Source organism: Mesobacillus jeotgali, assembly GCF_031759225.1.
In the GTDB taxonomy this organism is placed as follows: Bacteria; Bacillota; Bacilli; order Bacillales; family Cytobacillaceae; genus Mesobacillus; species Mesobacillus jeotgali_B.
In genome coordinates, this window is the sequence record NZ_CP134494.1 from 3,295,399 (window position 1) to 3,315,672 (window position 20,274).

The following is a 20,274-nucleotide window of genomic DNA, read 5'->3' on the forward strand; positions in this document are numbered from 1 at the left end:
CCTCTCCTTTTTTTATTTATTCAATTGTTTAGGCAGGTTTTGCAGGAATGAGATCATCAATGTCATGCCTTCTCTTGTTTCTCTCTGCGTAACAGCCTTCATCAGCTGAATGGATGACAGCGGTTCTTTATTCTTTGTTTGTTCTTGAGCATTGTTGAATGCAGTAAGCATTCCTTCAACCAGGTCAATGGCACCCAGCTGGACGAATGAATCAGCAAGTTCTACACCCTTGATTGCCTTTTCGGCCATATCTGTCACCATCGGGCCAGTCATCGCCCCCTTCATGGCAGCTGCCATATCCGCAAGCTGCATCAAGGATTTCAAAACTCCTGTTTCTTCCATCCGTTTTACTTCCATCAAAGTACGCTCGAGGTTCTCCGCCACCTCAGGTAGTGTCTTTAATAAGGAAAGTGTTTCAGGCTGAAGCAAATCATCGGCCATTTCGACCAATTTGACGCCAGTTTCGGCAATCGTGGAGACCATTTCGCCGGTTACGGCATTCATGGCTGCATCTGTGAAGCTGACGAGTTTATGTTGAGCATTTTGTTGAGCCTGAGGTGTTTCTGTAGCCATCTCAACCACCCCTTCTATAAAATCCCTTTGGCATTTAACCAGTAAAGCTCATTGTATACTGCTTTGAACCAGTGCAGCAGGTCAGAAGTTTCTGCTGGCTGCGGCGGGTTATTGTAATCGAATGTAATCATGCTGGCATCTTCAAGGCTGTTTTCAAGGAAGCAAGCTACCTTGCCGTTGTACACTGCAGTCTCTGGCCGGCCAGTCAATCTGCTAATGATGTTGGCAACAAGCGATTCAGACTGATAGTGCGCAGTTGAACCAGCTTTGCTGATTGGAAGGTTCGTAGCATCACCGATAACATAAACATCGTCCTGGCCAATCATTTTCAATGTTGTACGATGTGTCGGAATGAAGCCGGACTCATCTCCGATACCTGAATCAATCACTGCTTTAGCGCCAGTATGTGCCGGGATCGTAATAAGCATGTCATATTCGTGTTCTGAACCGTCCATCGTGATCGCAACCTTGCGTTTTGGATCGACTTCTTCAAGGTTGAAGAATGTTTCATATTTTATGTCGCGCTTCTCAAACTGCGGAAGAGCCCATTCTGCAACTGGAACCAATGAATGGATACGGCCGATCGGATAAGCGTATTTGATTTCGATATCCTTGCGTCGGCCATTCTTGCGGTAATAGTCATCCAGCATCAATGCCAGCTCAAGCGGAGCAGCAGGACATTTGTGCGGAACATCAATGGTGATCAGGATTCTTCCTTTTTCCATCGCCGCAAGATCTTTCCGCAGACGTTCAGCACCATCAAGTGTATAGAAGTTATGCGCTCCCTCTTTTAAGCCAGGTACGCTATCGAAATCAGGATGCGATCCGGTTGCGATGACAAGATAGTCATACTGATACTGCTTCTTTCCTTTGACTGTCTTCTTCTCGACGTCGATTTTTTCAACGTCATCATATACAAGGTTCACATGTCGATGAACAAGTGTCTCCTGTTTTCTGATGAAGTGCTCGGATGGCTTTTCATTGAAAGCGATGAATAAGTATCCTGGCTGGTAGATATGCTTTTCTGTATTGGAAATCAAAGTCACTTCGACTTCACGCTTTTTTATCTCTTCTCCAAGCTGGCGGGCTAATCTGTTTGCGACCATCGTACCCGCGCTGCCGGCCCCAAGAACAACAATTTTCTTTGTCATTTGGTCCACCTCTTTATTGGTTTCTTTGATGAAGGCTGTTACTGAACAAACAGCACTTATTTACTTTACCTTTTTGACTGCGATCTTGAATTCATCGCCTTCATTCTCGAGGTAGGCAATTTCGTGGCCCATTTTATTGACCCATTCAGGTATATCAACTGCTGAACCTTTATCAGTGGAAAGTACTTCTACCACATCTCCAACTTGTGCTGTTTTAATTCCTTTTACCAATTCCATTAGTGGTCCCGGGCAATAAGCTCCTCTTGCATCGATTGATTTAGTTACTTGTACTTCACTCATGATTTTTTCCTCCTGTATAGTTAAGTTTTATGTTAGAATAAGAAAAGATTTTTTAATTTTGCATGAAGGGGAAATGGTTGAAAGGCCTGCACGCCACATCAGTTTTTCCCTTTATGCATCTTACATCGTAATAACTGTTGCTCCTTGAGTCATTCCTAGGAATTTAGTAACCCCGATCACTCCATCGAACACATCGATCATGTCTTCTTCTTGCCAGTCCATGATGTCCATCGCAAGTGCGCAGCCGTAAATATTAAGTTCTCCCATGTCTTTTCCTTCCTGTAAAAGTGAATCAAATAATGGGATTTTCTTAGCCAGCATTTCCTTGCCAATCGTTCCAGTGATGAAATCAGTGCTTTCAAAGCTGTCTTTGCGGAAAGATTTCAGTGCATTCATTGTGACGAAGACATTCACAGTCATGCCTGACATTGATGCCACCGATCCTACCAATGCACCAGCGTGTAACTTTTCAAGATCCTCAGATAATAAAATAACGGCTAAAGATGGAGCTTGTTGTTCCATAATTTATTTCCTCCTAATGAAATCGAATGATTTACCTTACACCTGAATTATACCCATACCCCCATATCTATGTCTGTTTCTTTTATGTGAACGTTCTTGGTCCAAAAAGTGACAAAACAAGGTGTTCATAGAATTAACTCTTGATTCTTCAGAACTACACGCTTCCTTAAATTCCCAATATAAAATATTTATAAGGACAGACACAATCGTCCCCCTTCAGACATAGGAATTTATTATAGGCGAAAGCCTAAAAAAGCGGGGGTGGAAACATGTCGGGCATACTTACAGCACTCGGGTACTTAGTTAAAGAAGTGATCCTTCTTGTTTCGTATGTAAAAAACAATGCATTTCCTCAACCGTTATCTGCAGCTGATGAGCGAAAATACTTAAGGTTGATGGCCAATGGCGACCCACATGCAAGAAACATGCTGATTGAGCACAACCTGAGACTTGTCGCACATATTGTGAAAAAATTCGAAAACACCGGCGAGGATTCAGAGGATTTGATTTCTATTGGAACAATCGGCCTCATCAAGGCTATCGAGAGCTATTCGGAAGGCAAAGGCACCAAACTGGCAACCTATGCTGCCAGATGTATTGAAAATGAAATCCTCATGCATTTGAGAGCATTAAAGAAAACCAAGAAGGATGTATCCTTGCACGATCCAATCGGCCAGGACAAAGAAGGAAACGAGATTTCACTGATCGATGTCCTGAAGTCCGAATCAGAAGATGTCATTGATACCATCCAACTCAATATGGAGCTTGAAAAAGTGAAAGAATATATCGATGTCCTCGATGAACGAGAAAAAGAGGTTATCGTTGGCCGCTTTGGCCTTGATTTGAAAAAGGAAAAAACGCAGCGTGAGATTGCCAAAGAACTCGGCATCTCAAGAAGTTATGTATCCAGGATCGAGAAACGGGCATTGATGAAGATGTTTCATGAATTTTATCGCGCAGAGAAGGAAAAGAAGAAGAATAAGGGGCAATAAAATGCAGAAACCCGGGCTTGACGCTCCGGGTTTCTTTTTTCGGTATCAAATTGTCCAGCGAAAAAAAGAAAGGCATCAACCTGATTGATTGATACCTTCAAAAACACTATTCTACGCTCACTTCAGCCGCCACTACCAGACCGACAGCGCCACAGATTACCAATCCCATGACAATCAAGAACATGCCTATCACCCCTTTTAGCATTCACCCTTACTTACACCAAATTTATCATATAATAACGGTGCTAAAAGGAAGAGGTTGTGAACATTTTGTTAACGATGGGATTTCTTTTTCTTGAAAATCAGCGTTAAAAGCAAGACATGCAGTGACATACATTTTACCTCCCGACTCCGTCGTTAGGTGGTGTCCTTCTCCACCCATAAGCTAGCCAGTCTTCTTTGAATTAAATAAATCATCTTCTTTCCACCTTTCTTAAGTTAATTATTCAAATGAATTAAAACAGGCGCAGCATTGTTTGACGAGTTTTATTGTCTTCAACCATTTTTTCAACCATTTCATTATGGCGAATTTCTTCTAAAGACATTTGGCGTTTGTTAATCGTTATTGTAAAAAACAAGATATTTAAGGTCATGATGAGTTCACCTCCTTTTTAATTTCCACCCCAAAAAGCCGCAAGGATTCCTCCCCTGCGGCAAAACGGGCACAAAAAAGCCACAGGGCACGATTCTCCCTGCGGCCATGGATGTATAAGTGTCAAAAAACAGCTTAAATAATCCAGTCCGATCCGGTCGAATGTGTATTGCGATATGAAGTTTGTGCGTTATTCCAGTATCCATTCATGATCATTTCACTCGACCTCCTTTTGAATTATTTAACCACAATGGTAAGTATATCCACTTGATGTTGGTTTGTAAACCTTTTTTGGTCGTTTTTTCCAAAAAAAGATTCGTCAAATTCCAACAAAAAAAAACGCCCCGGAAGGACGTTTATTTCTTCATCAGCATTTCCTGGCCTTCTTCTGACTCAATCAGCAGATTGCGGTATTTTTTCGCGAAAGAAAAGAATACGATGGAACCAGCAAGAAATCCAGCGGAAGCACCAGTAGCAATATATATATCTGTCATCACTTTCGTTTCAGACGGAATGATCGTGCCAAGATAAAAGAACACTCCTACAGCAAGCAGGACTGTAGCAAACTGTTTAAAATCAATCATTTTTTCATAGAGTTGTCTAGCCTTCATTATTATCACCTGCATTTAATAGACTTAACCACAACCCTACTTTAACATCTTTTAAACGTCTTATGAGTATGTAAATTCTGGGAAAAAGATAAGTTTGATTTTTACTTCAGACAAAACAAGTTGCTTATCCTGGGATTTTGTCCGAACTTGATGCTACTTCAGACAAATTGAGCCTCTCTCCTCGGGAATTTGTCCGAACCTAAGACTACTTAATAAAAATAAAAAAAGCGCGGAATGAATTCCGCGCTGGGTAATTAGAGCTTCCAGTTCTTGACCATCTCATTGACGATTTCATAAGAATTCTTTGACGCGAGTTTTGTGAATTCCAGGAAGTTTACGTCTGCTGAGCCATCTGCCTGGTCGGACATTGACCGGATGATCACGAATGGGATGTTGTTCATGCTGCAGACCTGTCCAACTGCTGCGCCTTCCATCTCTGTACAATAACCATTAAGCTCCTCATACAGGAACTTCACTTTATCACGGTCAGCGATGAATTGGTCGCCTGATAAAATCCTGCCGCTGACGATTTTCTTGTCCTCGACTATTTCTTTGCTTGCCATAATTGCCAAGTCTACCAATTTCTCATCTGCTTTAAATACAGATACTTCTGTGTAAGGGATTTCCCCTAGTTTAAAGCCCAACGCACGAACATCCATATCATGCTGTACGCAATCAGTGGAGATGACGATATCGCCTATTTTCAGATCAGGGTTCACAGCACCCGCTACGCCTGTGAAAACTATCTGGGATGCAGCAAATTCATCGATCAGGATTTGAGTACACACACTTGCATTCACTTTCCCTACGCCAGATTTACACAGAACAACATCATATCCATTGAAAGTGCCGACATAAAACGTAATGCCTGCCTTCTTTTTTTCATCATAGCCTTTCATGGCGTCAAGAATATGCTGTATTTCTTCATCCATTGCACCAATAATACCAATTCTGCTCATCATTGAGACCTCCAATGTTCTTATTACATTCTGATTTTAACTTTCCGCTAATCTTTACAGACTGCGGACTTTATTTTTATAAAAACCCTACGAAAGGAGCTTAGACATTCGATTTGCTTCATAAAGGACTTTTTCTTCATCAATCGTTTTGAATTGCCCATTGTCCAAAATTTGTTTCCCCTGGACATAGACATCCCTTACATCCCGCCCAGATCCAGAATAAACAAGATGGGATACTGGATTATGCTTAGGATAAAAGAACGACTGATTGGAGTTCACGACAATGAAATCTGCATCTTTGCCTGCTTCAAGAGATCCAATCCGTTCTTCCAGCCAGAGGGCTTCTGCACCATTGATCGTTGCCATCCTCAAAGCTTCCTGAGCGGTGATGACCGTCGCATCCTGGGCAACCCCTTTATGGACTGTTGCGGCTGCTTTCAGCTCTTCAAATAAGTCGAGGTTATTGTTGGAAGCAACACTGTCTGTCCCAAGGCTGACGGTGACTCCCTTTTCCAGCATTTTGCCAACCGGGGCAATGCCGCTGCCCAATTTAAGGTTGCTGATGATGTTATGTGATACTTTCACGTCTTTTTCCGCCAGGATTTGAATATCCTCGTCATTCACATGGACCGCATGGGCAACAAGCGAAGGTCGGTCAAAGAATCCAAGTTTCTCTAGATGACGAACCGGTGTAGCACCATATTCCTCGATATTCTTCTCTACTTCGAATTTCGTTTCCGACATATGCGTATGCAGCGGAACATCCAGCTCGATCGATTTGTCAATGATCTGGGAGATATATTCTGGTGAGCAAGTATAAGGAGAATGCGGTGACAACATCGTCGTGACCCTTCCATTCGCACCATTATTCCAGCTTTTCGCAAAATCTGCTGCTTCCTTAAGCTTGCTCTGTCGAAGTTCCTCCGAACCAAAGCCGATTACTCCCCGGCACAGCACTCCGCGAATGCCTGCTTCCTCAACAGCCTTGGCGATTTCATCCATATTGTCATACATATCAACAAATGTGGTAGTACCTGTGCGGATCATTTCAAGGATGGATAGCTTTGTACCCCATTTTGCATGCTCCGGTGTATATTTGGCTTCAAGAGGCCAAATTTTGTCCTGCAGCCATGTCTGCAAATGCAAATCATCCGCATAGCCTCTCAGCAATGACATTGGCGTGTGTCCATGCGTATTGACGAGCCCAGGGAGCAGGATATTCCCTTTTAAATCTATTTTTTCATCATATGAAGCAACATCTTCAGGCGTGGTGCCCACATAGATGATTTTCTCTCCTTCGATGCCGATTGCCCCGTTCGCAAACACTTCATTCTCTGTATTACTCGTAATAATTGTGCCATTATAGAATAACTTTCTTGTCATATTAAATCTCTCCTATGTAAAAACACTTACTTACTAGAATTCGGTGGTAATCCCGGAAATATGCCTATCGTTTTAATTTATCAAAAAATGTATCATTTTTATAGAGAATCTGCTATTTTATTTGTGGCGATAAGTTGTATACGAAAGGAGAATGAATCTTTGGACTTCCAATTTGAACTAATAGAAGACAAGGTTGAATTTTTTGAAGCAGTCGACCTGAAATCTCTGGAACAAAAAATCAATAAGCAAATCGAAATCAATAAAGCAATCATGCTATCAGTTCACCATGTGTCCCACCAGATGCATTTAGATGATAAAGGCAGGCTGTTCTATTCCGCAGTGGTCCACTTCAAGGCAAAAAAATAAAGGGGCCGCTGCTTACAAGCCCCTTTCCGAGTTTCCTTTTATCTTTTATCATTTTGAATGAGTTCTTCCACTTTTACTGGCTTCCAGCCTTCGCCGTCAACCCACTCAACCCAAACTCTGAATGTCTGGTCACTGCCCTTCTGGGAGACCGTTCCGACCGCTGTATTAGGCGCACCGCCATTTTCATTCCACCATACTGTCATGTTATCTTTATCGATTCCTGTAGCATAAGAATAGGCCAGAATCATTTCCTGCCAGTCTACCGCATTCTGGTCGAATACGGTGTTATGTTCGCCGGATTGGGTAGTACCAACCGGTTTCCACTCAGGATTTTCAATTGTTTGCTTCACATTGGCATCACTGCCGCCCTCTGTCACGATTGGATCAGCCAATTCTTCATCCTCTGCAGATTCCTCGTCTGCTTCATCTGATGCTGATTCATCCTTTTTATCGGAATCCTGGCTATCGTCTTTTTTGTCGGAATCCTGGCTGTCATCTTTTTTATCCGGAGAGGCAGCGGCCTGGTCTTTCTCAGCACCAACATCGTTTTGGTCGGCAACCCCTTCATCGTTGCTAAAGAAAATGTTAAATGAGACTATTCCAATCAACAGGATGACGACAACAATCAAGCTATTTAAAACAAGGTTCGTTTTTCTGCGTTTTGCCCTCATCTGAGAACGTGACCCCTCATTTAGGTTTTCATAATCATCGTGCTTCAAGATCTTTCCCTCCCTTATAAGGTTGTCAACATTCTACCATGACTGGGGGCAAACTTGAAGGATTTTATATTCATCTAATCATGGTTCAATTGTTTTCAGGACCTTCAGCCGAGGTACCATGGTTGAATGCATAGACCTCTTTTACTATATCTGCAAAAAGAGGATTCACCCCGCCTTCATTTTCTAAAACCCCTAAGTTGACCGTTACCAGTGCATACTTTGGTTTTTCGTACGGAAAATAGCCGGCGAACCATTTATTGTGCAACTGTTTGTCGCCATCTTTGTAAACCCCGGTTTCTGCAGTCCCAGACTTTCCTGCCACAGCATATGGCAAGTCCTTGAACCATCTTCCAGTACCTTGCTCGTTCACAACGACCTCCCGTAAAAGTTTTTGGAGTTTCATCGCGGTGAACGGTGATAGTTTTTCCCCTTCAAGCTTCTGTTTAGGAAATGCCGTCATTTCAGCGCCATTTTGATACTGAATCGACAGTACTGCCCTGACCATATCCTTTTCCCCGCCCCTGGCGATCGTTGCCATCATGTTTGCCACAGCAAGAGGAGACACCCTAACTTCATGCTGGCCAATTCCGGATAGTGCCGCAAAGTTCTTATCCTTCCTCGCTTCATCCGATAAAAATACCCTGCCTTTTTCCTCGTCCTGAATCTGGCTGAAATCTTCCAGATGGAAAATGTCTCCTTTCCACCCGACACCTCCAGTGATCGACAGCTTCTCAGCGTATTTTTCAAGGATATTGGGATCCTGCTCCTGCAGCTCCCGGGCCACTTCACCAAAAGTCCTGTTGCAGCTCACTGCAAAGCTATCATTAAAATTAAGCATTCCATAGTCATATTTTAAATCTGGTGCCCCGCTGATCGTCTTGCTGCAATCAAATTCCCTGGCTGGATCATCAAGCCCCTGATCAATCGCTGCTGCTGCGACAACTGTTTTAAAGACGGAACCAGGGATATGCTGCTTGACCATCATATTTTCAGTTCCCTCGTCGTTAAAAGGCTTTTTGCGGTCAATGACAGGCCTTGACACCATTGCCAGTATACTGTTTGTTTCAATATCCAGCAGCACTACGCCGCCTCTGTTGATCTTGTGCTGATCCACTTTTTCCTCCAGGAGCATTTGCAGGTCTTTGTCTATCGAAGTCTGCAGATTGATTGGATAGAATGGGTTGGCAGGGTCTATGTACTTAACATTGATCCCGAATAGTGGCGCTCCTTCTCCGTCGACATGGTAAACCAGTTTCGATTTCCCTTCAGCAACGAGAAACTCGTCAAAGCTTTTTTCCAGACCAGATAGACCAATCAAGGTCCTTGGCAGCAAATCCTTGTCTCCATATCTTGACCTCATAAGAGTCTCATTCTCCCCTATGATTCCTAAAAGCTGGGCAGCCGGCACTTTCTCCATTGGGTATTTTCGCTCAACAGCAAAAACTCCCGGTATTTCCATTTCATTAATGGTTTCCATTTGACTCTTCGTCAAAATCACCGGATCCGGGTCGCCAAAAGCAAATGGTTCTTTGGACTTTTCCACTGCATTTTTTAAAGAGTATGCAGATACACCTATTGTCCTTGCCACATTATCGGCTTCCCAGTCCATCTTCTTCAAAAATGGGAATAAGACCAGAACGGATGAGGTTTCAAAGGATAATGGGTCTCCTTTCCTGTCTAGAAAATTCCCACGGCCGTTGTCAACGACCATTTCCTGTGACCTTTGCTTGACACTCGCTTCTATCAAATTTATTTCATGCTTGGAAAAGGACTCTGTATCAAATAATTGCAGTTGGGCCAACCGTAACATCAGCAAGCCAAAGGCAGCTATACAAATAGAGATCGACACCACCATTCTTTTTTTACGCATAAAAAACACCTCGTCAAAAGTGTTGACGAGGTGCCGAATTTTCAAACCTATGGATATTACTTAATAGTTGTAATGCGGACGTTCATTTCACCGCCAGGAGTCTGGACAGTCACTTCGTCTCCTACTTTTTTGCCCATTAGGCTTTTCGCGATCGGAGAGTCGTTCGAGATTTTGCCTTCAAATGGATCAGCTTCAGCGCTTCCGACGATTGTGTAGGATTCTTCATCGCCATCAGGAAGCTCGATGAATGTCACTGTGCGGCCAAGGCTGACTGCATCTGTGCTCAACTCATCTTCCTGGATGATTTTTGCGTTGCGGATCATATTTTCAAGAGTGGTGATACGGCCTTCAACAAAGGCTTGCTCTTCTTTGGCTGAATCATACTCAGAGTTCTCTGAAAGGTCGCCAAAGCTGCGTGCGATCTTGATTCTTTCAACCACTTCTTTACGTTTTACCGTTTTCAATTGCTCCAATTCTTGTTCCAGCTTTTCTTTTCCTGCCTGTGTCATAGGAAAAACTTTTTCTGTAGCCAAAATACTTCACTCCTTCTAGTCTTCACAATTCCCCAAAAAATAGATTGTGTAATATTATATTATGTATCCTGAAAAATATACAGGAGCGCGACCTTACAAGGGCGCGCGTGTTAAATATGGCCGTTATGGACCATTTATTTTTCCTTGGACAAAAGGAAGCACTTTATTCAAGTACTTCCATGTCCACATTATCTATGCTATTGTGTCACAAAAATGATTTTTGTTCAAGAATTGTTTGAATTTTTGTTACCATCAGGTCAATCGCCACATGGTTGTGGCCGCCCTCAGGGACGATGACATCAGCGTAGCGCTTGGTCGGTTCGATGAACTGGTTATGCATCGGCCTGACGACATTCACATACTGTTCGATGACCGAGTCCATTGAACGTCCGCGCTCCTTGATGTCACGAAGGAGCCTGCGGATGATCCGCAAATCAGCGTCTGTATCAACATAGAGCTTGATATCCATCAAGTTCCGCAATCTTTCATCCTCAAGAATGAGAATCCCCTCAAGGATGATGACATCCTTCGGTTCAACATGTACAACTTCGCTGGACCGTGTATGGATCGCATAATCATAGACTGGCTTCTCAATCGCTTCATGGCGGAGCAGCTTTTGGATATGTTCAATCAACAGATCGTTGTCAAATGCCAGTGGATGATCGTAATTTGTCTTCAAACGCTCTTCCATTGGCAGGTGGCTTTGGTCTTTATAATAGTAGTCTTGCTCAATCATCAAGATTGATTGGCTTTTAAAGCTATCATAAATCGCTTTTGTTACAGAAGTCTTTCCTGAGCCGGAGCCGCCGGCTACACCAATTACAACAGGTTTGCGGTCCATGTTTTTACTTCTCCTTCCGCATCATGTTATTTGGGTAGACAGGCTTGTCCATCTTGAACTTCACGATTTGCAACGGATGGCGGGCAACATCCAGTTCATTGCCATCTTCATCCCAGATCTTATCAATCACATGTGTGAAGTTCTCGATTTCTGGTCCAAAGAATTCAACCTCGTCGCCAGGCTTGAAGTAGTTCCTTTGCTGAAGTGTCACCATTTGTGTCTCAGCATTGTAATCAAGCACAAGACCAGCAAAATCGAAAGTTGTCTTTTTGCTATGGTTTCCAAACATTTGCTCTTTATACCCAGGAACTCCCTCAAAGAAGGCAGTTGCTGTTTCACGGTTCGCACATTTGTCCAATTCTTCAAGCCATTCCTGCTTGATGACGAAGTTTTCAGGATCTGCGCAATAAGCATCAATCACTTTGCGGTATACACTTACTACTGTTGCAATGTAGTGGATTGACTTCATGCGGCCTTCAATTTTCAAGCTGTCTATTCCAAGCTCGATCATGCGAGGGATGGACTCGATCAGCTTAAGGTCCTTAGGGCTCATCGCGAAAGGTGAGTCGCCTTCAGCAAACAATGCGTTCTCTTCATTTCCTTCAAGTGTGTACAAATCATAATCCCAGCGGCAAGACTGGCAGCAGCCGCCACGGTTTGAATCACGTGCTGTCATGTGATTGCTTAATGTACAGCGGCCTGAGTAGGCAATACACATTGCGCCGTGGATGAAGGTTTCGATTTCGATGTCTACTTTTTCCTTCATTTCCTTGATTTCATCTGCACTTGTTTCACGAGCAAGAACGACACGCTCAAGTCCTTCTTCCTTCCAGAACTGGACAGCCTTCCAATTTGAAAGGGATTGCTGTGTGCTCAAGTGGACTTCAATCTCTGGAGCGACCCTGCGGCATGTTTCGATGATCAGAGGATCAGCGACGATGATGCCGTGCACGCCTGCTCCCTTCAAGCCTAATAGATAGTCTTCAAGACCATCGATATTTTCATTGTGGGCAAAAATGTTTGTAGTGACATAGATTTTTGCACCGTATTTCTTGGCGAATTCAACGCCTTCCTTCATTTCTTCAAAAGTGAAATTATCTGCGTTCGAGCGCAGGCCATACTCCTGTCCGCCAATAAAAACGGCATCTGCACCATAATGGACGGCAATCTTCAATTTCTCAAGATTTCCGGCTGGCGCAAGCAGTTCTGGTCTTTTTACGATAACACGTTTACCGTCAACAATTTGCGAGATTTTATCTGCTACTGCTGCCATTACGCAACCTCCTCATAGTTCTTACTTTTAATAAACCGTCTCTTTGAAAAAGAATCCTGTATCCAGCGGGCGATTTGGCGGCTGCAGTTCTTCCGCCGCTTCCAGCAAGCCATCCTTTTCTTCGTCGTACTGCTCTGGATTCTCAACAGCCAAATCAATGGCTTTGCGGTACAGCTTCGTGACTTCAAGAATATATTCGGGGCTCTTCAGGATGCCATCAATTTTAAAAGAATCGATCCCAGCTTCCACAAGCTCCGCTAGTTCATCAATAATGCAAATATCGTTAGGACTCATGATATGAGTGCCATTTTCATCCTCGAAAATAGGATATTTATTTTCACGTTCTTTATCGTGAAGGAACATATTGCGTTCTTGTTTACGATTCTCAACTTCAAGCGCCTTGCCTTGGTATTCAAAATAATGTCCAAGCAGTGGCCGCTTAGATTGGAACATGTTCATCATTCCATGAACCTGTACCTCGATTTCAACCTCAGCATTTTCCTTGATTTCAACAATCGCGTCCATATTGATTTCCCTTGCAAGAACGGCGCGTTTTGCACCTTTTCTGCCCCAATAGTTGCAAGTATACCAGTTTGTGCCTGTTGTTTCCGTGCTCCAATGAAGCTTCATATCCGGTGTATATTCCTTTGCAGCCATCAGTACTGCCGGGTCGCCAAAAGTGACTCCGTCCGCATTGACATCCTTAAGGAATGTAAGATAATCACCTAGCAAATCAATTTTTTCATTGTGGAACAATGCGTTCATCGCCACATAAACCTTCTTGCCCTTGGAGTGTGCCAATTCGATTGCCTGCTTCACGTCATCACGGCTAAACTCGCCAGCAAGACGCAGTCCGAATTTCTGTTCACCAATCAAGAAAGCATCTGCTCCTGCTTCTGACAGTGGAATAATATCCTCAACGCTCTTTGGAGTTACCAATAATTCAGGTTTATTCATTCCGTTCACCTCTTCTTACTAACCGCTATACCATCGCCTATCGGCAGGATGACAGTATCATACTCCTGATTGGCTGCAAGCCAGCGGTTGAATTCGTCTATTTTTTTTACCAGGCTGCGTAACCTTCTGCTATCTGCTTCCTGATTATATACAAGCCCTTTAAATAGGACATTATCCGTAATGATCATTCCTCCCGGTTTTAAATACCTGGAGTATATTTCAAAAAAGCGCTTATACTGCCCTTTGGCTGCATCAATAAAAATGGCGTCAAAGGGACCATGGCCGGCGACTTCCTCTTCCAGCTCAAGGGCATCTCCTTGAATTTGGATAATCCGCTCCTGCAGGCCTGCTCGCTTAATATACTCAACAGCAAGCTCGAACCTTTCCTCATCACGCTCCAAAGTGATTACCTTTGTTTGTGGGAGCGAGAATGCCATTCTTAGTGCGGAATAGCCAATTGCTGTTCCTACCTCCAGGATCGCTTGCGGCTGCTGGATTCTCAAGAGCTGGAGCATGGTTTCAATACCTGCGGGCTCCATGATCGGTACACCATTTTGTTCTGCATACTCTTCCATCTCTGAAAGGAGACCATTCCTGGGCTGTATTAAAGAATCTATATAACTTTGCAGCTCTTGACTAAGCAAGCTGCTTCACCTCTATTCAATGGCTCTATCTCAGCCAGAGTAGATATTTAGAATGACTGTCCAAGCATGAAAAAATAGCGTTCACAGTTTAAGAGGGCACACCATCAGGCCATGTTGCCTTACAGGTTCATAAGGTAAAAGCCATAACTCCTATTACTGCAATACACGCTATCAAATAGATCTATGCTCACATTATGAGCTTTTGCTAGACAATGACATACTATTGGACACAGAAAAAAACACTTGTATTATTTTATCACAATAAGAAGGGAAATGCTAACCTTTCTGCATTTCCCTTTATTTTACGGTTATTTTTTATTTGTGATATGTTCATCGACTTTGCGGTTATGCTCTGCAAGTGTCTTGGAGAATAACACTTCTCCGGTAGAGGTTGCCAGGAAATACATATCGTCCGTATCAGCCGGAGCCAGTGTGGCTTCGATTGACATTACCCCGGGATTGGCGATTGGACCGGGTGGCAAACCCTGTATTTTGTAGGTATTATAAGGGTCGTCAATTTCCAGATCCTTATAGAATACCCGTTCCTTATGTTCGCCATGTGCGTACAGGACAGTCGGATCTGTTTGCAGCATCATTCCATCTTCCAGTCGATTGTAGAAGACGCTTGCAATCTTATCGCGGTCTACTTTCTCTGTTGCTTCCTCTTCAATCAGTGATGCCATCGTCATCAATTCATGTGTTGTCATTTCTTTTTCTTCCATCTGGCCCCTGAATTCACCAAGTACTTCTTTTGTCTTTGTCAGCATGACCGTCACGATTTCCTCGACAGTCGGCTTTTCAGAGTAAAATGGATAGGTTGCCGGGAACAGATAGCCTTCAAGTGGATATTTCACATTTTCTTTCAGGATGTCCTCTGTAAGAACATCAGGATATTTGACCATCATTTTATTGATGAATTCTTTATCGTTCAGCTGTTTGAAAATCTCTTCCTCATCCTGCTGTGTCTTTTCAGCAATAATCCCAGCAATCTGCTTCAATTGCTTACCCTCAGGAATCGTGATTTTCATGACAACTTCTTGCATGACCTTCCCGGTTTTCAAGCTTGTGACGATTTCTGGAAGCGTCATGGAAGGCTTCATTTTATAGTCGCCGGCCATAAAGCCAGCTTCGTTTTTGAACTTCACATAATATTTAAAGACTCGAGCATCTCGGATGATTCCTTTATCCTCTAGAATCTGTCCGATTCCAGTTGTTGACGAACCGATCGGAATATTGATATCAACTGTTTTCTTGCTGTTTTCATCCACCGGCTTCAGGGCTTCTTTAATATAGTAATAGCCGCCCCCGCCAATCGCTCCAATGAGCAGAATTGCCATGATTGAAGTGATGAACACAATCTTTCTCACGATTCTCGCTTCCTTTTGCTGCTCGACTAACTTCTCAGCAATCAGCTTCTTTTTATCTGTTTTTATATTTTTTTCGTCAGACATAAGTTCCCCCTCCAGTTAACAATAAGAATTTCCTGGATACTCCCTATTTTCACATCTCGAATCATTATACTATATTTTCTATTTTTATTTGCAAATAATTACGAAAAAATACTCTCGACGACAAATAAACTGAGGATTCGACAGCAGAACAAGAGGGGAACACATACTTGCCAGTGCTTGTTCGTGGGGGAAGCCAATACTGTGGGTTTAATTTGGTCTATCGGACAATTACCAAGGCTTTTTCCCTCTGTTTGGCAGATAAAGCCCTGCTATCAGACAATTTCTAGGATTTCTTCTTTCTGTTTGGCCGATAGAGCTCTTCTATCGGACACTTTCCGGGATTCCTTCACTCAGTTTGACCAATAGAGCCCTTATATCGGACACTTCCCTGGATTTTTTACTTCTGTTTGTCCAATAGAACTCTTCTATCGGACACTTTTCGAAGATTCTCTCCCCTGTTTGTCCGATATAGCCCTTTTATCGGACACAGCCAGGGATTTCTCCCCCTGCTTGGCCGATAGGTTATCCAAAAAAATAAGGACCAGGCTTCAATGGATCCGCCTGGTCCTTATTGCACTTTTATTCTTCGTCCTGCTCAGCAAGGAATGTTTCTAGCATTTCCTCGATCATGTCCCATTCTTCGTCCGTTTCGATTGGCATTAGTTCGCCATCTTCGTTGTCTTCTGAAGGGGTGAATGCAGATGCGTGGATTTCGATTTCTTCGTCATCGTTATCCTCTGCACCTACTGGATAATAAAGCACATATGACTTGCCGAATTCTTCGGAATCAAATGTGAAAAGTACTTCGCATAATTGTTCGTTGCCGTTTTCGTCTACTACTGTGATGTTGTTTTCTCCGTGATCCATTGTGTAGTCACCTCAATTTAATTTTGGCTGTTTAAATAGCCTTGTAAAATCATTACTGCAGCCATTTTATCAATGACCTTTTTCCTTTTTTTGCGGCTCATGTCTGCCTCGAGCAAAACCCGCTCTGCAGCCACTGTCGTCAGGCGCTCGTCCCAAAGGATGGCGGGGATTCCGAACCTTTCCTCCAATTCACGTGCATAGAATTGGCTGGCCTCTCCGCGCGGGCCAATAGTGCCGTTCATGTTTTTAGGCAGCCCGACGACAACTTTGCCGACTTCGTACTCTTTTATTATTTTACCAATTTCATCAAAACCAAACACATTTTCTTCTTCGTTGATTTTCAATGTTTCAAGACCCTGAGCAGTCCATCCTAGCTCATCACTCAGGGCAATGCCGACTGTTTTCGAGCCGACATCCAGTCCCATGATCCGCAATTTATTTCCCCTCTCGATGGTTCCTTAAATAGGATTTAACCAGTTCCTCGATAATTTCATCCCGCTCCAGCTTGCGGATGATATTGCGGGCATCCCGATGGCGGGGAATATAGGCCGGGTCGCCAGAGAGCAAATAACCGACAATCTGGTTGATCGGGTTATATCCCTTTTCCTGCAATGCTTCATACACCTGCAGCAGGACTTCATTTGCATCATGCTCAAAAGGCTCTTCGGGAAAATTAAATCTCATCGTCTTGTCAAAAGAGCTCATCGAATGCACCTCACTTTTAAAAAATGGCCGGTAAAATTTTCTTCAAGATACCTTCATTCTACACTACTTTACTTTTATATCAAATTGATTTTACCCATTCTTCGGCAAATTGAAGCGCATTGTCGAGTTTTGATGGGTCCTTTCCTCCAGCCTGGGCCATATCAGGACGGCCTCCGCCGCCTCCGCCGCAGATTGCTGCTGCTTCCTTGATCAGTTTTCCAGCCTGATAGCCTTTCTTGATCAGGTCATCTGTCACAGCTGCAATCAGGTTCACTTTACTGCCGTCAGTCATTCCAAGCAGGATGACCGCTGAACCAAGTTTCTGCTTCAAGTCATCAGCCATATTCCGCAGGCTGTTCATATCAGCTGCTTCGACACGGGCTGCCAGCAACTGGACACCATTGACTTCTTTGACCTTGGACGTAAGGCTTCCAGCTTCAATATTACCCAATTTTGCTGATAGAGATTCATTTTCGCGCTGAAGCTGCTTCATTTCAGCAAGCATAGAATCGATTCTGTTTGCAACCTCTTTAGGAGAAGTCTTAAGTTTCGCTGCAGCATCTTTCAGGATGCCGATCTGATCATTCAGTACTTTGTATGCTGCTTCTCCAGTTACTGCTTCAATTCTTCTCGTTCCTGCACCGATACCGCCTTCGGATACAATCTTGAACAACCCGATGACAGATGTGTTTGGAACATGGCAGCCACCGCAAAGCTCAAGGCTGTAGTCGCCAACTTTTACAACGCGGACGATATCGCCGTATTTTTCACCGAATAATGCCATTGCACCCATTGCTTTCGCTTCTGCAATCGGTTTGAAGCTCGTCTCGACCTGGATGCTTCTCCAGATTTTTTCGTTGACGATTGCTTCAACTTGCTCAAGTTCTTCTGCAGTCACCTGGCCAAAATGAGAGAAGTCGAAACGCAGTCTGTCAGGCTCGACAAGAGACCCTGCCTGGTTGACATGACCGCCAAGTACATCCTTCAATGCCTGGTGCAGCAAGTGTGTTGCTGTATGGTTCTTAATGATTCTCGCGCGATTATCCTGGTCAACTTTAGCTGTCACTTCAAGTCCTTTTGTAACAGTTCCTTCTACTACCACTGCATGGTGAAGGTTTTGGCCGTTTGGAGCTTTCTTTACGTCCTTGACCGATAGCATCACTCCATTTGCTTCGAGCGTTCCCTTATCAGCGATCTGGCCGCCGCTCTCCGCATAGAAAGGTGTTACATCAAGGATGAAATGGACTTCATCACCAGCGTTCGCTTCTTCAACAAGCTCGCCTTCCTTTACCAAAGCAACAATCTTGCTGTTTGTTTCAAAATTGTCATAACCGACGAATTCGCTATTTTCTTTAATATCCCCGAGAACTCCGCCCTGCACTTGCATGGAACCGACATCCTGACGTGCAGCACGTGCTCTTTCACGCTGAAGCTCCATTTCTTTTTCAAAGCCTTCATGGTCGACCTTCAAGCCTTCTTCTTCCGCATACTCTTCTGTTAATTCAACAGGGAATCCGTATGTGTCATAAAGACGGAAGACATCACCACCCTGAACCATGCCGCTTCCTTTTTCCTTTTCCTTCTTGATCAATTCAGAAAGGATTGCAAGGCCTTCGTTGAGCGTTTCATGGAAACGGTCTTCTTCATTCTTGATGACCTTCTGGATAAAGTCTGTCTTCTCTTTTACCTCCGGATAGAAGTCATGCATGATTTCTCCAACAACAGGAACAAGTTCGTACATGAACGGACGGTTGATGTTCAGCTTTTTTGCATAACGTACAGCGCGGCGCAATAAACGGCGAAGTACATAGCCGCGGCCTTCATTCGAAGGAAGTGCACCGTCACCTACAGCAAAAGCTACCGTGCGGATGTGGTCTGCAATGACTTTGAATGCTTCATCCTTCTCTTTGGACTGTCCGTATTTTTCACCGGAGATTTCTTCAGTCGCGTTGATGATTGGCATGAACAAATCTGTTTCAAAGTTTGTCGGAACGTCCTGGACTACAGAAGCCATACGTTCCAGTCCCATGCCTGTATCGATGTTTTTCTTTGGCAGCGGACTATAGGTTCCGTCAGGATTATGGTTGAACTCGGAGAACACAAGGTTCCAAACTTCCAGATAACGATCATTTTCTCCGCCAGGGTACAGTTCCGGATCTTCAGGATCATTGCCGTACTCAGGACCTCTGTCGTAGAAGATTTCTGTGTTAGGCCCACTTGGACCTTCACCGATATCCCAGAAGTTCCCCTCAAGGCGGATAATTCGATCTTCAGGAACACCGATTTTCTCTCTCCAGATATTGAAAGCTTCGTCATCTTCCGGGTGAATGGTTACGGAAAGCTTTTCAGGATCAAAACCGATCCATTTTTCATCCGTAAGGAATTCCCACGCGAATTCAATCGCTTCTACCTTGAAGTAATCGCCGATTGAGAAGTTTCCTAGCATCTCAAAGAACGTGTGGTGACGCGCTGTTTTGCCGACATTCTCGATATCATTTGTACGGATCGATTTCTGCGCATTTGTAATTCGCGGATTTGCCGGGATTACACGGCCGTCAAAATACTTTTTCAAAGTTGCTACACCACTGTTGATCCAAAGAAGGGAAGGATCATCATGAGGTACGAGCGATGCGCTCGGCTCAATTGCATGGCCTTTTTCCTTAAAGAAATCAAGATACATTTTTCTGATTTCAGCACCTGTCAGTTTTTTCATAAAACTAACCTCCTAAACCTAAATGAAATTTAAGCTTTCAGGGATTTTAGGCAACAAAAAAAGCCCTCATCCCTGGACAGGGACGAGAGCTTGCTCGCGGTACCACCCTGATTATGGACGCAAAGACTCGGCGCCCATCTCTCAAAAACGCTTTAACGCAGCTGCTACGGCAGGTTTTGCCTGCACTCCGGAATAGCCTTCTGTTATCCTTCACCGGGAATTCTCTCAGCCTGTGAATTCCTCTCTGGACGA

At 43.7% G+C, this 20,274-nt stretch carries 22 protein-coding genes and 1 other annotated feature (1 of these 23 only partly in view); of the genes, 2 read left to right on the top strand and 20 right to left on the bottom strand.

The features are described 5' to 3' along the window. Nucleotides 1–12: 12 nt before the first annotated feature. The 4 genes from RH061_RS16650 to RH061_RS16665 form a co-directional block, all read right to left on the bottom strand. Nucleotides 13–573 carry a helical membrane plugin domain-containing protein gene (locus tag RH061_RS16650; protein WP_311071849.1) on the bottom strand — a complete coding sequence of 187 codons (561 nt, stop codon included), beginning with the start codon at nucleotides 571–573 and terminating at the stop codon, nucleotides 13–15. A gap of 14 nt (nucleotides 574–587) precedes the next feature. Continuing rightward, entirely contained in the window at nucleotides 588–1,724 is a 1,137-nt protein-coding gene (locus RH061_RS16655) for an NAD(P)/FAD-dependent oxidoreductase (protein ID WP_311071851.1), read from the bottom strand. Nucleotides 1,725–1,784: 60 nt separating this feature from the next. After that, nucleotides 1,785–2,024 (bottom strand): sulfurtransferase TusA family protein, encoded by a 240-nt coding sequence (locus RH061_RS16660; RefSeq protein ID WP_023627220.1) that lies wholly within the window; start codon nucleotides 2,022–2,024, stop codon nucleotides 1,785–1,787. Nucleotides 2,025–2,144: 120 nt separating this feature from the next. Next, complete coding sequence (locus RH061_RS16665; protein ID WP_167831642.1) at nucleotides 2,145–2,546, bottom strand: DsrE/DsrF/DrsH-like family protein; 402 nt, start codon at nucleotides 2,544–2,546, stop codon at nucleotides 2,145–2,147. A 269-nt stretch (nucleotides 2,547–2,815) separates the two neighbouring features. On the opposite strand from RH061_RS16665, the gene sigK reads away from it, so the two are divergent. Further along, nucleotides 2,816–3,538, top strand: coding sequence for an RNA polymerase sporulation sigma factor SigK (sigK, locus tag RH061_RS16670; RefSeq protein WP_023627218.1), 723 nt, complete (start codon nucleotides 2,816–2,818; stop codon nucleotides 3,536–3,538). Nucleotides 3,539–3,993: 455 nt separating this feature from the next. Here sigK and RH061_RS16675 read toward each other — a convergent pair whose 3' ends face one another. The 4 genes from RH061_RS16675 to RH061_RS16690 all read right to left on the bottom strand — a co-directional run bounded on the left by RH061_RS16675 (nucleotide 3,994) and on the right by RH061_RS16690 (nucleotide 7,083). Further along, entirely contained in the window at nucleotides 3,994–4,131 is a 138-nt protein-coding gene (locus tag RH061_RS16675; RefSeq protein WP_214778704.1) for a YrzI family small protein, read from the bottom strand. A 355-nt stretch (nucleotides 4,132–4,486) separates the two neighbouring features. Continuing rightward, on the bottom strand, nucleotides 4,487–4,741 hold the full coding sequence (locus RH061_RS16680; protein WP_311071854.1) for a YrhC family protein: 255 nt from the start codon (nucleotides 4,739–4,741) through the stop codon (nucleotides 4,487–4,489). 254 nt (nucleotides 4,742–4,995) lie between these two features. After that, on the bottom strand, nucleotides 4,996–5,703 hold the full coding sequence (locus RH061_RS16685) for a 5'-methylthioadenosine/adenosylhomocysteine nucleosidase (RefSeq protein ID WP_311071855.1): 708 nt from the start codon (nucleotides 5,701–5,703) through the stop codon (nucleotides 4,996–4,998). An 84-nt stretch (nucleotides 5,704–5,787) separates the two neighbouring features. Further along, complete coding sequence (locus tag RH061_RS16690; RefSeq protein ID WP_311071857.1) at nucleotides 5,788–7,083, bottom strand: amidohydrolase family protein; 1,296 nt, start codon at nucleotides 7,081–7,083, stop codon at nucleotides 5,788–5,790. 159 nt (nucleotides 7,084–7,242) lie between these two features. On the opposite strand from RH061_RS16690, the gene RH061_RS16695 reads away from it, so the two are divergent. Continuing rightward, nucleotides 7,243–7,449, top strand: coding sequence for a YrzA family protein (locus RH061_RS16695; protein ID WP_311071859.1), 207 nt, complete (start codon nucleotides 7,243–7,245; stop codon nucleotides 7,447–7,449). A 38-nt stretch (nucleotides 7,450–7,487) separates the two neighbouring features. Here RH061_RS16695 and RH061_RS16700 read toward each other — a convergent pair whose 3' ends face one another. The 12 genes from RH061_RS16700 to alaS all read right to left on the bottom strand — a co-directional run bounded on the left by RH061_RS16700 (nucleotide 7,488) and on the right by alaS (nucleotide 20,022). Then, nucleotides 7,488–8,168, bottom strand: coding sequence for a DUF1510 family protein (locus tag RH061_RS16700; protein ID WP_311071862.1), 681 nt, complete (start codon nucleotides 8,166–8,168; stop codon nucleotides 7,488–7,490). 85 nt (nucleotides 8,169–8,253) lie between these two features. Then, entirely contained in the window at nucleotides 8,254–10,038 is a 1,785-nt protein-coding gene (locus RH061_RS16705) for a peptidoglycan D,D-transpeptidase FtsI family protein (protein ID WP_311071864.1), read from the bottom strand. A gap of 56 nt (nucleotides 10,039–10,094) precedes the next feature. Then, complete coding sequence (gene greA / locus RH061_RS16710) at nucleotides 10,095–10,571, bottom strand: transcription elongation factor GreA (RefSeq protein WP_311071865.1); 477 nt, start codon at nucleotides 10,569–10,571, stop codon at nucleotides 10,095–10,097. A 205-nt stretch (nucleotides 10,572–10,776) separates the two neighbouring features. Further along, on the bottom strand, nucleotides 10,777–11,412 hold the full coding sequence (udk, locus tag RH061_RS16715) for a uridine kinase (RefSeq protein WP_311071867.1): 636 nt from the start codon (nucleotides 11,410–11,412) through the stop codon (nucleotides 10,777–10,779). Between the two features lie 4 nt (nucleotides 11,413–11,416). Then, a complete protein-coding gene (locus RH061_RS16720; protein ID WP_311071868.1) occupies nucleotides 11,417–12,685 on the bottom strand; it encodes a peptidase U32 family protein in 1,269 nt (422 codons plus the stop codon). A 27-nt stretch (nucleotides 12,686–12,712) separates the two neighbouring features. Then, nucleotides 12,713–13,642, bottom strand: a complete 930-nt coding sequence (locus tag RH061_RS16725; RefSeq protein ID WP_311071870.1) for a peptidase U32 family protein — start codon at nucleotides 13,640–13,642, stop codon at nucleotides 12,713–12,715. 5 nt (nucleotides 13,643–13,647) lie between these two features. Beyond that, on the bottom strand, nucleotides 13,648–14,286 hold the full coding sequence (locus RH061_RS16730) for an O-methyltransferase (RefSeq protein WP_311071871.1): 639 nt from the start codon (nucleotides 14,284–14,286) through the stop codon (nucleotides 13,648–13,650). Nucleotides 14,287–14,594: 308 nt separating this feature from the next. Next, the gene (mltG, locus tag RH061_RS16735) at nucleotides 14,595–15,737 is read right to left on the bottom strand and encodes an endolytic transglycosylase MltG (RefSeq protein ID WP_311071873.1); all 1,143 of its coding nucleotides are present in this window, start codon (nucleotides 15,735–15,737) and stop codon (nucleotides 14,595–14,597) included. A 579-nt stretch (nucleotides 15,738–16,316) separates the two neighbouring features. Further along, entirely contained in the window at nucleotides 16,317–16,604 is a 288-nt protein-coding gene (locus tag RH061_RS16740) for a DUF1292 domain-containing protein (RefSeq protein WP_311071875.1), read from the bottom strand. 17 nt (nucleotides 16,605–16,621) lie between these two features. Continuing rightward, nucleotides 16,622–17,038, bottom strand: coding sequence for a Holliday junction resolvase RuvX (gene ruvX, locus RH061_RS16745; protein ID WP_251612193.1), 417 nt, complete (start codon nucleotides 17,036–17,038; stop codon nucleotides 16,622–16,624). A gap of 1 nt (nucleotide 17,039) precedes the next feature. Further along, entirely contained in the window at nucleotides 17,040–17,309 is a 270-nt protein-coding gene (locus tag RH061_RS16750; protein WP_023627198.1) for an IreB family regulatory phosphoprotein, read from the bottom strand. Between the two features lie 79 nt (nucleotides 17,310–17,388). After that, on the bottom strand, nucleotides 17,389–20,022 hold the full coding sequence (gene alaS / locus RH061_RS16755) for an alanine--tRNA ligase (RefSeq protein ID WP_311071877.1): 2,634 nt from the start codon (nucleotides 20,020–20,022) through the stop codon (nucleotides 17,389–17,391). 75 nt (nucleotides 20,023–20,097) lie between these two features. Continuing rightward, nucleotides 20,098–20,274 (bottom strand) — a binding site (T-box leader); it runs 36 nt beyond the window's last position.